The organism is Hymenobacter saemangeumensis, assembly GCF_039541835.1.
GTDB classification, from domain to species: Bacteria; Bacteroidota; Bacteroidia; order Cytophagales; family Hymenobacteraceae; genus Hymenobacter; species Hymenobacter saemangeumensis.
On sequence record NZ_BAABGZ010000027.1, the window covers coordinates 47,289 to 61,618 of the forward strand.

Annotated in this window: 12 protein-coding genes; 6 read left to right on the forward strand and 6 right to left on the reverse strand. The window is 61.0% G+C overall.

The window, feature by feature from the left end; genetic code table 11:
• Positions 1 to 45 precede the first annotated feature (45 nt).
• The 3 genes from ABD919_RS12020 to ABD919_RS12030 form a co-directional block, all read right to left on the reverse strand.
• The gene (locus ABD919_RS12020) at positions 46 to 1,161 is read right to left on the reverse strand and encodes a type I restriction endonuclease (RefSeq protein WP_345236259.1); all 1,116 of its coding nucleotides are present in this window, start codon (positions 1,159 to 1,161) and stop codon (positions 46 to 48) included.
• Positions 1,162 to 1,279: 118 nt separating this feature from the next.
• On the reverse strand, positions 1,280 to 1,537 hold the full coding sequence (locus ABD919_RS12025; RefSeq protein ID WP_345236260.1) for a hypothetical protein: 258 nt from the start codon (positions 1,535 to 1,537) through the stop codon (positions 1,280 to 1,282).
• 94 nt (positions 1,538 to 1,631) lie between these two features.
• Positions 1,632 to 2,033, reverse strand: coding sequence for an ankyrin repeat domain-containing protein (locus ABD919_RS12030; RefSeq protein ID WP_345236261.1), 402 nt, complete (start codon positions 2,031 to 2,033; stop codon positions 1,632 to 1,634).
• Between the two features lie 486 nt (positions 2,034 to 2,519).
• Here ABD919_RS12030 and ABD919_RS12035 point away from each other — a divergent pair, with 486 nt between their 5' ends.
• Both ABD919_RS12035 and ABD919_RS12040 read left to right on the forward strand, forming a co-directional pair.
• A complete protein-coding gene (locus ABD919_RS12035) occupies positions 2,520 to 4,799 on the forward strand; it encodes an efflux RND transporter permease subunit (protein WP_345236262.1) in 2,280 nt (759 codons plus the stop codon).
• 114 nt (positions 4,800 to 4,913) lie between these two features.
• Positions 4,914 to 5,423 (forward strand): FKBP-type peptidyl-prolyl cis-trans isomerase, encoded by a 510-nt coding sequence (locus ABD919_RS12040; RefSeq protein ID WP_345236263.1) that lies wholly within the window; start codon positions 4,914 to 4,916, stop codon positions 5,421 to 5,423.
• Positions 5,424 to 5,577: 154 nt separating this feature from the next.
• Here ABD919_RS12040 and ABD919_RS12045 read toward each other — a convergent pair whose 3' ends face one another.
• Both ABD919_RS12045 and ABD919_RS12050 read right to left on the reverse strand, forming a co-directional pair.
• Positions 5,578 to 9,279 (reverse strand): AAA domain-containing protein, encoded by a 3,702-nt coding sequence (locus ABD919_RS12045; RefSeq protein ID WP_345236264.1) that lies wholly within the window; start codon positions 9,277 to 9,279, stop codon positions 5,578 to 5,580.
• Positions 9,280 to 9,413: 134 nt separating this feature from the next.
• Positions 9,414 to 9,887 carry a hypothetical protein gene (locus tag ABD919_RS12050; RefSeq protein WP_345236265.1) on the reverse strand — a complete coding sequence of 158 codons (474 nt, stop codon included), beginning with the start codon at positions 9,885 to 9,887 and terminating at the stop codon, positions 9,414 to 9,416.
• A gap of 103 nt (positions 9,888 to 9,990) precedes the next feature.
• Between ABD919_RS12050 and ABD919_RS12055 the strand changes: the two genes are divergently transcribed.
• Positions 9,991 to 10,575, forward strand: a complete 585-nt coding sequence (locus ABD919_RS12055; protein WP_345236266.1) for a hypothetical protein — start codon at positions 9,991 to 9,993, stop codon at positions 10,573 to 10,575.
• Here the strand turns inward: ABD919_RS12055 and ABD919_RS12060 are convergent.
• Positions 10,572 to 10,988 (reverse strand): hypothetical protein, encoded by a 417-nt coding sequence (locus ABD919_RS12060; RefSeq protein WP_345236267.1) that lies wholly within the window; start codon positions 10,986 to 10,988, stop codon positions 10,572 to 10,574. The two genes, ABD919_RS12055 and ABD919_RS12060, sit on opposite strands and share 4 nt — an antisense overlap.
• Before the next feature lie 176 nt (positions 10,989 to 11,164).
• On the opposite strand from ABD919_RS12060, the gene ABD919_RS12065 reads away from it, so the two are divergent.
• From ABD919_RS12065 to ABD919_RS12075, 3 genes are all read left to right on the forward strand, one after another.
• Positions 11,165 to 13,153, forward strand: coding sequence for an IGHMBP2 family helicase (locus ABD919_RS12065; RefSeq protein ID WP_345236268.1), 1,989 nt, complete (start codon positions 11,165 to 11,167; stop codon positions 13,151 to 13,153).
• On the forward strand, positions 13,104 to 13,643 hold the full coding sequence (locus tag ABD919_RS12070) for a GxxExxY protein (protein WP_345236269.1): 540 nt from the start codon (positions 13,104 to 13,106) through the stop codon (positions 13,641 to 13,643). The genes ABD919_RS12065 and ABD919_RS12070 overlap by 50 nt, the downstream gene beginning before the upstream one ends.
• 141 nt (positions 13,644 to 13,784) lie before the next feature.
• Positions 13,785 to 14,297, forward strand: a complete 513-nt coding sequence (locus ABD919_RS12075) for an FKBP-type peptidyl-prolyl cis-trans isomerase (RefSeq protein ID WP_345236270.1) — start codon at positions 13,785 to 13,787, stop codon at positions 14,295 to 14,297.
• The last annotated feature ends 33 nt before the right edge of the window (positions 14,298 to 14,330 follow it).

Sequence of the window (14,330 nt, forward strand, 5' to 3'; positions counted from 1 at the left end):
AAAAAAGCCGCCCCTTGCAGGGCGGCTTTCAAGGCCGCAGTATTCTTAAACCGCAGGGGATGCAACAACTTTATTTTCATACTTCTGAACAGCCATTCTAATCCGAGAAGCCATTCCATAAAGGTCGTCTAATGACGTAATGTCGATTCTTTCACCGCCTTCGCTGTCGAACACAGTAACAAATTTCTTGCTACCATTGAAGTGAAGCCTACAAATAGGCTTGCGGTTATTATCATCCAGCAAAATGCCGCAATAAGACTGTACGTCCCTCATCACGACCCTATTCACAGCAACTGTTTTACGAAGAATAGCCCGGACAATCATGAAGCCTTCTGTTTCTTCGACTGTCGTTTCTATGTCCTTATCCCTCACTTCAGAATCCGTACTTACCAAAGTTTCAGGTCTTGAATGAACGGGTACTTCAGCAACTAAAGGGCCTTGTCCGGTTGTATCAATCATTGCTGACCGAAGGCGCATGGTTATTTTATCATTCAGAAACTGATGAAATGACCGATGAACCAAGGCACTGAACTGTTCCTTAAGCTTCGTAGTCAACACTCCATCGTAAACCTGTTTGGATATAAAATGAACAAAATCAGCTGAGGGCTGAGTGAACTGCTCATCAAAATACTTCTTGAAGGCCCGCATATACTTAAGGTTATATGCGGCAAAAAGCAGGTCATCTATGTTGAAGAAAGGCTTGCTAAGCTTCTTGATTTCAGCAACATCATGTTCGTTAAAACTCAGTAAGTCAAACTCCAAAAATGGCCGCTCATCCATCTTATTGGGCTGTTCTAAATCAGTAAACAAACGGTAAACAATGCCATTGGTTAGGATGGCCACCCTTGCCTCAGTTACATGAAAATAGCGAAACAGCTGGCTTGCATGATTGACATTTAACTCTGCTCCAACATGCTTACATTCAATCAAGATAATTGGTTTGCCGTCGCGCATGATGGCATAGTCTATTTTCTCACCCTTTTTTGTACCAATATCACATATAAACTCTGGTACTACTTCGGTTGGGTCGAACACATTATAACCCAGAGAGTTGATAAACGGCATAACCAAGGCCGTCTTCGTTGCCTCTTCTGTTTGAATGAAAGACACCTGCTTCTGCGCTCTTGAAGCTAAGTTGCTTAATTGGTCAATTATTTCCATGAGAAAAACTATTAGAAAAAAGTTGATAGACAATGATATGCAAAGTAGGAGTAATAACTAATAAAACAAAAAGCCACCCCTTGCAGGGCGGCTATTTTGATTCTTAGAGTTGCAGGAACTACATCGTCTTGCTAGCCGGAGCAGCAGCGGGAGCCGGCGTAACAGCGGCTTCGGCCTTAGCTGCTTTTTTGGCGCAGCAGCTGGGCGTAGCCCCAAGAGAGGCTGCAGCGCCTTCCTTGCTGCAATGCGCCTTGGCTTCGGCCGAGCAGGCTTCTTTCTTCTTGCCTTTCTTTCCTTCTTTGTCGTGGCCTTCGTGGGCGAAAGCAGCGGAGCCGGTGAAAGCCAGCAGGGCGAGGGCGAGCAGGGTCTTTTTCATGATGGTGGTGAAATGAAGGGGATAAAAGAGGGAAAGCTTCGTTAGCAGGCCCTAAGATACACAAATACGGCCTATGTCGGGCAGCGGGAGCTGCCTACTTCAGCTTTTGCTCCAGCAGGGCCACCACTTCCTTGTTGCCGCTTTCCTTGGCCATGGCCAGGGCATCCTTGCCGTCTTCGTCCTTGGCTTTGGCATCGGCGCCGCTGCTCAGCAGCAGCTCCACCATGGCTTTGCTGCCTTTGCCGGCGGCGGCCATTAGCGCGGTGGCTTTGAACCCGTCGGGCTGGTTTACCTGGGCCTTGTACTTGAGCAGGACCTTCACCAGTTCGATGTTGTTATTGGAAGCCGCGGTGATAAGGCAGGTAGTGGGGAAGCCGGGTACAATCTCAATGGGGGCGTTGGGGTTGGCGCCCCCCGCCAGCAGGGTTTCAGCAGCTGGAATATCGTTTTTCAGCATAGCCTTCGACAGGCCCTGGGCCTGGGTGGATAGGCCCATAAAAAAGAGGGTAACCGTAAAAAATAGTATGCGCTTCATTGTATAAAAAAGTCCCTTTTAGTGAATCTCAACACAAATATTACCCGGCTAAGCGCTGTTCCCCATACCTGCTGCGCAATTGCTGAGCTAAGTATAAGTACTTGTTCTAAAAGTCATATTACTACTGCCAGCAGCGTTTTGTCATATAAGGCTTGGGCCTGAAACCACCCAGGCTATTGTTACACCCCTGCCAGGCAAGCGCTCCGCTGACGTGCGCCGCACAGGCGCAAGCCTTCAGCTGCTGCCACTGCCCTTGCGCTGGGGAATGGAGGAGCGAAAGCATCCGGGGCACTCCTGCTTCCTGATTCCTGTCGATGCTTCCGAAACAATTGGCGAAATCAGGGCGTTGCTGGTAGCTGCGCCGCTGCTGTTGCAGTGGCCTGGCAGCCGGTGGGGTCGACTTTCACCCCCGGCCTCTAAAATCCCGGGCTTCGTTGCCTGCCCCTCATGCCACTTCGCCGCCTTGCTCATCTCACCTTACTTGCGTTAGGCCTGCTATCGCTGCTGAGCGTGTTTTATGTCGCGCAGCTGCGCTTCAACTACAACTTCAACGACTTTTACCCCGCCGGCGACCCCGACCTGGACTACTACGAGGGCTACACCCGGCGCTTCGGCAACGACAACGACTACCTGCTGCTGGGCCTGGAAGCCCCCGCCGGCCGCACCGTGTTCGACCCCGGCTTTCTGCGCCGGGTGGATGCGCTTACCCGGCTGGCCCGGCAGGAGCGGCACGTCGTGTCGGTGACGTCACCCACTACCCTCGCCAACCCCGTGGTGGAGGGGCTGGGCTTTTTCAACCTGCCCTACCTGCACCCCGACGAGCCCGGGCGTCGGGCCGCCGACTCGGTTCTGATTTACCGCACCCCCGGCCTGGTGGGCAATGTGTTCAGCCCCGATGCGCGGGCCGTGACGCTGGTTATTCAAACCACCCCCGACCTGCGCAAGCCGCCCGGCGACTCCCTGCTGGCCGTGCTGCGCGGCGGCCTGGCCCGGCTGCAGTTTCCCGAAGGCAGCTACCACTTCGCCGGCCGCGCCGTGGCCCAGTCGGTGTTTGTCGACCGCCTGCAGTTTGAGCTGGCGCTGTTCATGAGCTTGTCGGTGCTGCTGGTCACGGGCCTGCTCTGGTTTACGTTTCGCACCTGGTGGGGCGTGGTGATGCCGCTGGTGGTGGTGCTGGGCGCCATTCTCTGGGGCCTGGGCGTGATGGGCGCCTGCGGCGTCAGCATCGACCTGATGACGGCCCTGCTGCCGGTGATGATGTTCGTGGTGGGCACTTCCGACACGGTGCACATCATCACGCGCTACGTGACCGAGCTGGGCTACGGGGCCAGTAAAAAGCAGGCCCTGCTGGTCACCCTCAAAGAGTCGGGCTTCGGCTCGGGGCTGTCGGCCCTCACCACCAGCCTGGGCTTCTTCACGCTGATGACGAGCAACATCCGGCCAATTTTCAACTTCGGGCTGTTCACGGGCATCGCCGTGCTGCTGGCCTTTGTGCTCAGCTTCACCCTGCTGCCGGCCCTGCTCTTCCTGCTGCGCAAGCCCGAGCTGCGGGTGCCGCGCGCGCAGGGCCACAGCTGGGACGGCGTGCTGGGCCGCCTGTTTCGCACGGTGCTGAGCCGGCGGCGGGTAGTGTTTGCCGTCAGCGCCCTGGTTATTCTGGCGGCCATTGGCTTTTCCACGCGGGTACGCATCAACTCCGCCCTGCTCGACGACCTATCGAAAAACGACCCCGTGCGCCTGGACTTTGCGTTTTTCGAGAAGCAGTTCGCCGGCGTGCGCCCCTTCGAGCTGGAGCTGCAGCCCCAGGGCGGGCGCAGCATCTACGACCTGCAGGTGCTGCGCCAGACCGAGCGCATCGAAACCTACCTGGGCAGCACCTACGGCCTGCGCTTTGCCGCCTCCCCGGTTACCCTGGTGAAGTCGGTACGCAAAGCCCTGAACGGCGGCGGGCTGGCCGAATACCGCCTGCCCGCCGACACCCTGGAGCTGCGCCGCCTGCGCAGCAAGCTCAAGCTGTTTCGCAAAAAAGCCGAGTTCCGGGCCCTGGCCACGCCCGACGGGCAGGCGGGCCGCCTCACCGGCCGCATGGCCGACGTGGGCAGCATACGGGCCGGGGAGCTCAATGCCGGCCTGCGACAGTTTATCCGCAGCTCCGTCGATTCCACCGTGCTGCGCACCCGGCTCACGGGCTCGTCCAACCTCATCGACAAAAACAACGAGGACCTGACCCTGAACATGATTACCGGCATGGTCATAGACGTGGCCATGGTGGCCCTGATTGTGCTGCTGCTGTTCCGCTCGGGCCGCATGGTGGTGGTGGTGCTCATTCCCAACCTAGTGCCTATTCTGGTGGTGGCTGGCGTAATGGGACTGGCCGGCGTCAACATGAAAGTCAGCACCAGCATCATCTTCACCATCGCCTTTGGTATTGCTGTCGACGACACCATTCACTTCATCAGCAAGCTGCGGCTCACGCTGGCCCAGGAGCCCAACATCTTCCGGGCCGTGCGCCGCACCTACCTCATGGCCGGCAAGGCCGTCATCGTCACCTCCCTAATTTTGGTGGGCGGCTTTTCCACCCTGCTTTTCTCCTCATTCGACGGCACGTTCTACGTGGGCTTCCTGATTGGGCTAACCCTGCTTTTCGGGGTGGTAGCGGAGCTTACCCTGCTGCCGCTGCTTATTCTGTACTTCTACAAGCGCAAGCCCGCTGAGCTGGTGGAGTAGTAAGCCATTGCATGGGTGCCGGCTTCACTCCCAAACCTCCCAAAAGGAGAAGAAAGGCACCCGAACCCTGATGAGCCGAAGGCACTGCGTATTTTTACAGCAAAAGCCCCTTTTATGATGAATATACCCGCCCCATTCTTTACCCGCTTATTTACCCTGGCCCTGCTCTTGGCCGCCGGCCTGTTCAGCAGCGCCTGCGAGAAAGAAGACACCACCGACTATGCCAAGGTAGACGAAAGCATTATCCAGAAATACCTGGCCGACAACATGATTACCAACGCCCAGAAGCAGCCCTCCGGGCTGTACTACGTGCCGGTTACAACCCTGCCCAACAACACCCGGGCCACGGCGGGCCGCACCGTGTCAGTGCTTTACACCGGCATGCTGATGGACGGCACGGTGTTCGATGCGACTTCCCGCCGCAACAACCGCCCGTTTTCCTTCATGCTCGGCCGCGGCCAGGTGATTCAGGGCTGGGACGAAGGCATTGCCCTCATGCGCAAAGGCGAGCGAGGAGTATTACTCATCCCCTCGGGCCTGGGCTACGGCAAGCCCGGCTCCCCTCCTTCCATTCCAGCCAATGCCGTGCTTCGCTTTGAAGTGGAGCTGGTTGATGTGCAGTAAGTCGGCCTGCCTCACCTACAGCATTTTCCAGGTTGTATTTAGAAGAAGTTAAAAGTTGAGAGTTAAAAGTTAAAAGGACGTTCTGCTTTTTAACTCTCAACTTTTAACTCCATACCCAGACTCAAAATCAACTCTGTTCCCCGGTGGCCTGCAATCAGCAGACTACCGGGGTTATTTTTTGGAGCAGCCCGGCATGGTGCGGAGCCCGGCTCAAAATGCTTTCGTTGCCGAGCAGCAATAATTGCTGACGGGCCCGGGTAAGCGCCACATTCAGCTTGCGGTCCACGGTGCCGTCCTCGTTGGGCGACACCATCAGCTCCAGCTGGTGCTCGTGGTGGCAGCAGAACGACACGATGATGACGTCGCGCTGCGAGCCCTGGTAGCGCTCCACGGTATCCACACTAACCTGAGCCAGGGCCGGCAGTTCCATTTCGGCCGCCAGCCCGGCCAGGCGGGCCCGGATGAGGGCGGCCTGGTTGCGGTAGCTGGCAATAATGCCTAAGGTGGTTTCGGGGTTGAAACTGGCGCCGTAGCCCTGCACCACGTAAGCCGCAGCGCGGGCGGCCAGGTCGGCCTCCTGGGCCGACTCCTTCATGGACAGGTCTTCAGGCTGGCGGCGAGTAGGCACGAATACCACCCGGCGCTGGCTCAGGGCCTGGGTCAGCGCATCGGTGCAAGTGGGCCAGCCGCGGCGCTCCAGGGGCTGCTGCTGCCAGGGCAGGGGGCAGCGCAGCTGGTTCTGATAGAACGGCTCGTTCACCAGCACGGCCAGCTCCTGGTGCATGCGGTACTGGTCGGCCAGGGTGCCGTGGGCGTGCGGCCACTGGGCTTCCGCCTTCTTGAAAAGCCGCTCGAAGTAGGAGTTGCGCAGGTTGGTGAGGCCCAGCTCCTGCTGCAGCAGTTCGGCGGCTTCGGGCGCAATGGCGCTGGCTTCGGGCTCCTGGGCCACCACGGCCGGCAGCTGGCGGTGGTCGCCGATGAGAATAAACTTGCGCACCTTGGCCAGCAGCGCCAGCATGGGCGCTTCCAGCACCTGGCTGGCTTCGTCCACCACGGCCAGCTCAAACTGCTTGAGGGTGAACAGCTCCGGCTTGCCCAGCAAGCTGGCTACGGTGCCCACGTAGAACGGACAGGTTTTGAGCCGGTCGCGCACGGCCTGCCGCGTGGGGCAGTCGCGCAGCATGTTATCGAGCAGGTAGGGGCGGTAAATCGGGGCCGTCCCCAGGCGCGAGCCCACCCGGATAAAGGGCAGGCCCGCCGCTACCAGCTGCTCGCAGATTTCATCCACGGCGCGGTTGGTGTAGGCCGCCAGCAGGGTGTGCTTGTCTTCGCGGTACAGGCGCTCGGCCAGCTCGCGCAGCACAGCCCGGGTCTTGCCCGTGCCGGGGGGGCCGCAGAGCACAAACCAGTCGGGCGCCGCCAGGGCGCGGGCCACCACTTCCGGCGCCGTGTTCGCAGGCGCCGCAGTCGGCGTCCACCCTTCCGGCTCCCGCGGGCCGATGCGGGCCAGCAGGCGCTTACGGCGCTCGGGGTTCAGGCCCAGGAAAGCCGACAGGCCGGCCCATTCCCGGCGGAAAGTGTCGTAGGTGTCGGGCTCCAGGGCCCAGTGGCTGTGCCCGTGCAGGTAGCGCGGGGCCATGCGCCGGTTGCGCACGCTGAGCACCACGCGGCCGTCGGCGCCCAGGTCTTCGGCCAGCACCACCTTCACCACCTGGCTGTCTAGGGGACTTAGAGACTTGGGGGCTTGGGGACTTGGGTTTTCATCCTTTTCCGTAAAGTTTTGGGCTTTACGGCGGCGGGGATACAAAATCAAGGTGTCGCCGGCGCGGAAGTTGACTTCCCTCCCACCGGGCGGGCGCTGGAAAACCAAGTGGGGCCCCAGCCCGTCGCCGGACTCGTCTTCGGCATTGCTGTGGTCTTCTACCAGCTCCAGCTCGTCGAGCAGGCTGAAGTTCTGGTGCTTGCGGGCCTGGGGCAGCAGCCACAGCCCGGCCTGCCCGGCGGCATCGCCGGGGCGCGACTCGTCGCCGAGCAGGGTCAGGCGCATCTCACGGGCGGTAAAGCGGATAATCTCCAGGCAGTAGGCCCGCTCGCAGGCGTCGGCGGCGGCCCAGGCGTTGGCCACGTGCTCGGCCTTGGCGCGGCCGAAGCTGGGCAGGCCGGCCAGGTTGGGCTTGAGCACCGGCGCCAGCAGCTGCTCTACGTGGCGGGGGCCGCTGGCGCGGGCCAGCAGCAGCTCGGTGCCCACCAGCTGGTTGCGCGCCATCAGCAGCCGGTCTACCATTTCCGGGTCCTGGTCGACGCGGCGCACGGCAGCCTGCCCCACGGCCGCGTTGGAGTACAGGATGCTGGTGCGGCCACGCCCGGCAGTTTCGCCATCGGCCCCGTACACCGACTCCAGCAGCAGGCGGTAGAGCTGGGCCTGGGCCGTGTGGTTGGTCCAGGGCGGCCCGCCGGGCACCGACTTCGAGCTTTTAAGCTCCACCAGGTCGTAGCCCGTGGCGCTTTCGTGCAGCAGGTCGAGGCGGCCCTGCAGGCCGTAGGTTGCGGAGAGAAAGGTAGGTTCGAGAAAGCAGTCGGCCACCTGCAGGGGCTGCTGCTGGTAACCGGTGCGGCTGTCGGCCACGAAGCCGCGGCGCTGGGTTTCACGCAGGGTGCGGTGGTGGCGGCGCAGGTCGTCGAGCAGCTCGGGCACGCCGTTGCGGGTTTGAAACTCGGGCAGGGCACTGAGCGAGAGCGGCGCCAGCCGGAACAGGCGCTTGCGCAGAAAATGCTCCAGGTCGAAATCCTGGGTTACTAGCTGCTGGCCCCCTACTGCTGTGTCGGCAGCACCTGCCGCGGTACCGGCAAAAGCGGCGGCTCTCACTCCTTCGCTCAACGACACGGAGTATAACCCCGCAGCACCACTTTCGGAGTGCTGCTCCGAAAAAGCAGGCGCGGCATCAACAGCCTTAATTTTTAATTTTTCATTTTTAATTTTTAATTCCTCATGCCGCGCTGCATGGCTTACCTCCTCGTCCAGCAGGATGTTGACCAGGTTTCCCAGTACCAGCGGCCGCGACACCTCATCGGGCAGAAATGCATTAATCAGAGCCCATTCCGGGATGGTGCCGTCTTTTTGCGCGCACTCCGCTACGGTAGTCACGCTCACCAGGTAGTCGGGCTCCAGCACGATGCGGCGGGCCGTTACGCGGCCGTCGGCCAGCACGGTGGGCGCAATCAGGTGCAGTGTCGGGTGCAGGGCCTGGGCCAGCAGGAGGATGTCGCGGTATGCTTCGGGAACACGCACTTCAAACGGGCCATTGGGCCGCCCATCGGCCGGCTGGTGTAGCTCCACGGTCAGCTCCCCGCTGGCTGGGCTGGCCCGCAGCACGTTCACCCGCCAGGCCTCCGGGGCTGCGCCGACCGGCACGTTGGCAGGCACGCGCTCAGCAGGCTCGGCAGCAGCGACGGCAGGGGTGGGCAGCTGGGTAAAGCCCAGCTCGCCGGCTTCCGTGCCCGGCAGTTCCAAGGCAGGCCCCTCGTACCGCTGGCCGCTCAGTACCTCCAGCAGCTGGCGAACGGCGCTGAATCCGGCGGCCACCTCGGCGGCCGTGCCGTGGTAGCTTTCGTGCAGCACCAGGTTGGCGTTGAGGCGCAGCTGCTGCAGCTGCCGGCGCAGGGTGGGCGTCAGCTGCCGGTCGTAGGCGACAAGGCTGATGGCCTGGCTGAGGTTGGCAAAGGCAAGGCCGCGGCGCTTGTGCTCGTCCCGGAGCATGGCTTCGAGCAGCTTGCGCAGGCGCGGCAGCTGGTCGGCGGGTGTGGCGGCCGGGTCGGTGGCCAGGGCAGCAAGGCGGGCAAAGAATGGGGCAGACATGAAGCGGTAGAGGTAAGCGCAACTTAAAAGTAAGTTATTCTGCCCAAATCCTGCCCTTCCAGCCTGCTGCCGGCAACTCTTGCCTGCGCGGCCTCCCGGCTTTGGCGGCGAAATGAAATTCCGCGCTACCGGGCTTACTTCGCCAGGGTAAAGCCCTTGGGAGCCTTCAGCCAGCCCTCGTCGTAGAAGTTCAGGTACAGCACCACGGGCTTGTCCTGGCCTGCCCAGCTCACGCTGTAGGCATCGAGCATGCCAATGTTGTCGATAAAGCCATTAGGCGTTTTGAAAGGGCAGCAGCTGCCGCGCCGGGTGTAGGTCACGGGCTGTCCTTCGGGCCCACGCAGGGCGTTGAGGTAGCGCTGCTGGTTGCGGGCCCCCGACTCGGCTACGCCGCCCACGTTTACCGGGTTTTTCGGGGAGTAGCCGTAGGTTTCGTCAGTGCTTACTTCCTGCAGCACGAACGGCGTCACCGTCTGCCGCGCATTTTCGTAGTAGGCACCGGGAAGTGAGGTGGAACCCAGCAAGGGCGGCGCGGCTGCCGGGCGCTGGCTGGCGCAGCCGCAAAGCAGGGCCACAACTCCCCAGGCACACAGTAAGCTATTCTTCATGGCATTTATCAACATTAGTACCTCTTGGATGCCAGCGCAGCCGACATTGACTACATCGGGAACGCAAAAGCTTATGCCTTCTTGTGTCCGGTTACTTCTGGGCATGCTGCTTTGGGCAGCAACCCCACTCCTCCCCACCTCCGCCCTGGCCCAGGCAGCGGCGGTCACCCCCGACTCGCCCCTGCCCCGGCTCCTGGCCCAGCGCAAAGTACTTACCCAGCGCTACGCCGAGGCCCGGGCCCAGCGCCACAGCCTGTTCGGCAACAAGCCCTCAAAAAAAGACCTCCAGGAAGTGGTGGACGCCCTGCAGGGCATAGTCGACAAAGACCAGGAAATCGTGGACGTGCTCAACCGCACGGCCAAGGAAGCGCAGTACACCTCGGCCCGGCTGGCGGCCACAACCACCCACCTGGAAGCCAGCAGCCGCGACGACCGCAACCTGACCGCCCAGCGCCTCTACGAAGTGCAGAACGACCTGAACAACCAGAAAGTGAAAGCCAGCAAGCAGCTGGCCCGCATTCGGGAGCTGGAAGCCGAGCTGGCCGAGGTGCAGGACGGGCGCCAGCTGCGCGACGCCCTGATTGCCGGCCTGGGCCTGCTGTGCGCCGGCCTGCTCGTGGCCTGGCTGCGGGCCGGCCGCAAAGCCACCGCCCGCCGGCCGGCCGCGCGCCCGGCGGGTCGCGCCTAAGCCCTTCTCCCAGCCTGGCAGGCGGCCAGCCAGGCATTGGCCGCGCCTTCGTCCACAAAGCGGGCGTACTGCACTGCGCTGTCGGGCCAGGCTTCGGGGTTGTTTTCCAGGGTTTGCAGGTAGTCGGGCAGCACCAGAAACGAGACGTGCAGCACCTCGCCAAGCTCGCTTTGCACCTCGGGCAAAAAATGCGTGAGCACCCATTCCGGCCCATTCTGCGCGCGGCTGATGCGGCGGCGTGCGTCTACCAGCCAGAAGCAGCAGTCGTGGTACAGGGCGGCCAGGCGCAGGGCCTCGTAGCCCTGCTGCATCTCCTCATCCGTTACCGAGCGCTGCCAGCGCCCGGTGAGCAGGCGCGTATCCTGACGAAAGCAAACCTGCAGAAAGGCCGCAGAAGGAAGGTCGTGGTACATGGCGGGCTCGGCACTACCGGCTGTGGTAAGGGCTGGCAGCGGGCTAAAGCTACGAAACGTCTGCATTCAGCCACCTCCCACCCTTATTCCCGGCGCCTAGTAAAAAACTCCCGACCTTCGGCCACTCATTTCCCGTTTTCGTTGTTAGCTAATCAACGAAATCAAGCTGCATTCTTTTGTCTGAGACTCCCGCCTATACCGACCCCTACGCTCTGGAAAAAGAGCTTCGCAAAACCCAGGCCCTGCTCAAGCTGGAGCAGGAAGAAGACCTGGAGCAGTTCAAAATCAAAAACGCCAAGGCCAGCATTGCCGAGCGCCAGCAGCGCGGCCTGACCTGGTACCCGGTTACCATCACCAAGGAAGACATTGGCTTTGGCGGCAAGATGGTGCTGGAGCTGGAGCGCCCGGCCGGGCAAGCCGGCCTGCACCTGTTTCAGGTGGGCAAGAACGCCGCCCTGTTTGGCAACATCCCCGGCCGCTCGGCCACCGACCGGCCCACGCTCAGCGGCGTGATTACGGCCGTGCGCCGCAACAAGCTGCTGCTGGCCACCACCAAGGAAGACCTGCCCGACTGGCTGCACGAGGGCGGCAAGCTGGGCATCGACCTCACCTTCGACGAGGTGAGCTACCGCGAGATGGACTACGCCCTGGGCAAGGTGATGGGCGCCTTCGACGGCCGCCTGGCCGAGCTGCGCGACATTTTGCTGGGTGCCAAGCCCGCCCGCTTCCGCGCAGAAAAGCCCGACGACCTGTTTTACCCCAGCCCCCTGAACGAGTCGCAGGTGGCCGCCGTGCGCCACGTAATGGCCGCCCAGGACGTGGCCATCATTCACGGCCCGCCCGGCACGGGCAAAACCACCACCCTGGTGCAGGCCATTCTGGAAACCATCCGCCGCGAGCGGCGCGTGCTGGTGTGCGCGCCCTCGAACACGGCCGTGGACTTGCTGACCGAGAAGCTGGCCGAGCGCGGCGTCAACGTCATCCGCATGGGCAACCCCTCGCGGGTGTCGGACCTGCTGCTCGAGCACACGCTCGACGCCCAGGTGATGGCCCACAAAAACTACAACGAGCTGCGCAGCATGCGCCAGACGGCCGAGCAGTACCGCGAGATGGCCGGCAAGCACGTGCGCCACTTCGGCTGGGAAGAGCAGCAGCAGCGCAAGCACCTGAAGGAGCAGGCACGGCAGCTGGTACAGGAAGCCGACGTGCTGGAGCGCTACATCACCGAAGACCTGCTGGAGCAGGTGCAGGTGATTACCTGCACCCTGGTGGGCGCCAGCAACCGCGCCATCCGCCACCTGATGTACGAGACGGTGTTTATCGACGAAGCCGCCCAGGCCCTGGAGCCGGGCTGCTGGATTCCCATTGCCAAGGCCGAGCGCGTGGTGCTGGCCGGCGACCACCACCAGCTGCCGCCCACGGTGAAAAGTGAGAAGGCGGCCCGGGAGGGCCTGCGCGAAACGCTGTTCGAGAAGTGCATCAAGCGGCAGCCGGCCACGGCCCGCATGCTCACGGTGCAGTACCGCATGCACGAGCAGATTATGGAATTCAGCTCGGAGCAGTTTTACGAAGGCAAGCTGCAGGCCCACGACAGCGTGCGCCACACCGGCCTGGAATCCTACGACCTGCGCTTTGCCCCCGACCTGCCCGTGGAGTTTCTGGACACGGCCGGCTTCGGCTTTCAGGAGATTACCATTCCCGAAAGCCGCTCCACGGCCAACCCCGAGGAAGCCGACCTGCTCATCAAGCGTCTGGAGCAGCTGCTGGAGCCTTACGACCCGGCTGACCACGAGGAAGACCTGCTCACGGTAGGCGTTATTGCGCCCTACCGGGCCCAGATTAACTACCTCAAGGACGTAGTGGAGGAAAGCGACGAGCTGGCCGGCTTGCTTCAGCATCGCATGCTCAGCATCGGTACGGTCGATTCCTTCCAGGGCCAGGAGCGCGACATCATCGCCATCAGCCTCACGCGCAGCAACTCCCAGGGCGAAATCGGCTTTCTGGCCGACATCCGCCGCATGAACGTGGCCATGACCCGGGCCCGCAAAAAGCTGCTGCTCGTCGGCGACTCCAGCACCCTGGGCGCTCACCCCTTCTACAAGGCCTTTCTGGACTATGTGGAAAGGATTGGGGGCTACCGCACGGCCTGGGAAATCGCTGATTGACGCTGATTTTATTGATTTCGCTGATTTTTTCTTTTTCTGGATTCTCTATCTCCCGATTTTCTTTTTTTCTGGGCCCTACTTTTTTATTACTTCATTCCTTTATTGTAGGATGATTGATAAAAGATATGCGCACTCGGAACTGACAGAGGCTATTATTGGCTGCGCAATGCGGGTTCATTCGGCTTTGGGGCCGGGTTTTCCGGAGGTAGTTTATCAGCGGAGCCTGGCTCTGGAAATGGATGCCTGTTCGCTGGTATTTGAGCGCGAGATTGAGAAGCCAGTCTTCTATCTGAATCAGCAGGTAGGTTCGCGCCGGGTGGATTTTCTGGTGGCCAGTACTGTGCTGGTTGAGCTAAAAGCCACCACAGGTCTGGATGAGCATCATTTCGCGCAAATCATCAATTACCTCACGGCGTATCGCCTGCAGACGGGCCTGCTCCTTAACTTTGGCCAGCGCAGCCTGCAGTTTAAGCGCTTCATCAAAACTTAAGGCCCGTCTTTTCCGAATACCAAGTCACAACACCAATTCACATCCCACCCTTAATTCTTTCACCAACGATTCCAGGAATCACCGTAATCAGCTTAATCAGCCCAATCAGCGATTCTGGAATCAGCGAAATCAAAAAAATCAATGCAAATCAGCGATAATAAAGTTGTCACCATCACCTACGATTTGAGCGTGACCGACGAAAACCAGGAAAAAGTACTCGTTGAGTCGGCCGAGGCCGATTCGCCCATGGTATTCCTCTTTGGCCGCAGCGGCCTGCCCGATGAGTTTGAGCGCCAGCTGGACGGTAAAAATGCCGGCGACTCGTTCGAGTTCAGCCTCTCGCCGGAGCAGGCGTATGGCGAGTACGATGCCCAGGCCGTGGTCGACATTCCCAAGCAGGTTTTCATGATTGACGGCAAGCTGGACGATGAGATGCTGACGCCCGGCAACTTCCTGCCCATGGCCGACAACGAGGGCAACCACATGCAAGCCAAAGTGATTAGCATCGGCACCGACTCGGTGCAGATGGACTTCAACCACCCGCTGGCTGGCATGGTGATGCACTTCAATGGCCAGGTGCAAGGCGTGCGCGAGGCCACCCGCGAGGAGCTGGACCACGGCCACGTACACGGCGAAGGCGGCCACCACCACTAAGCCAGGCGGGCTTGCCCCAACCCCTATTCATCA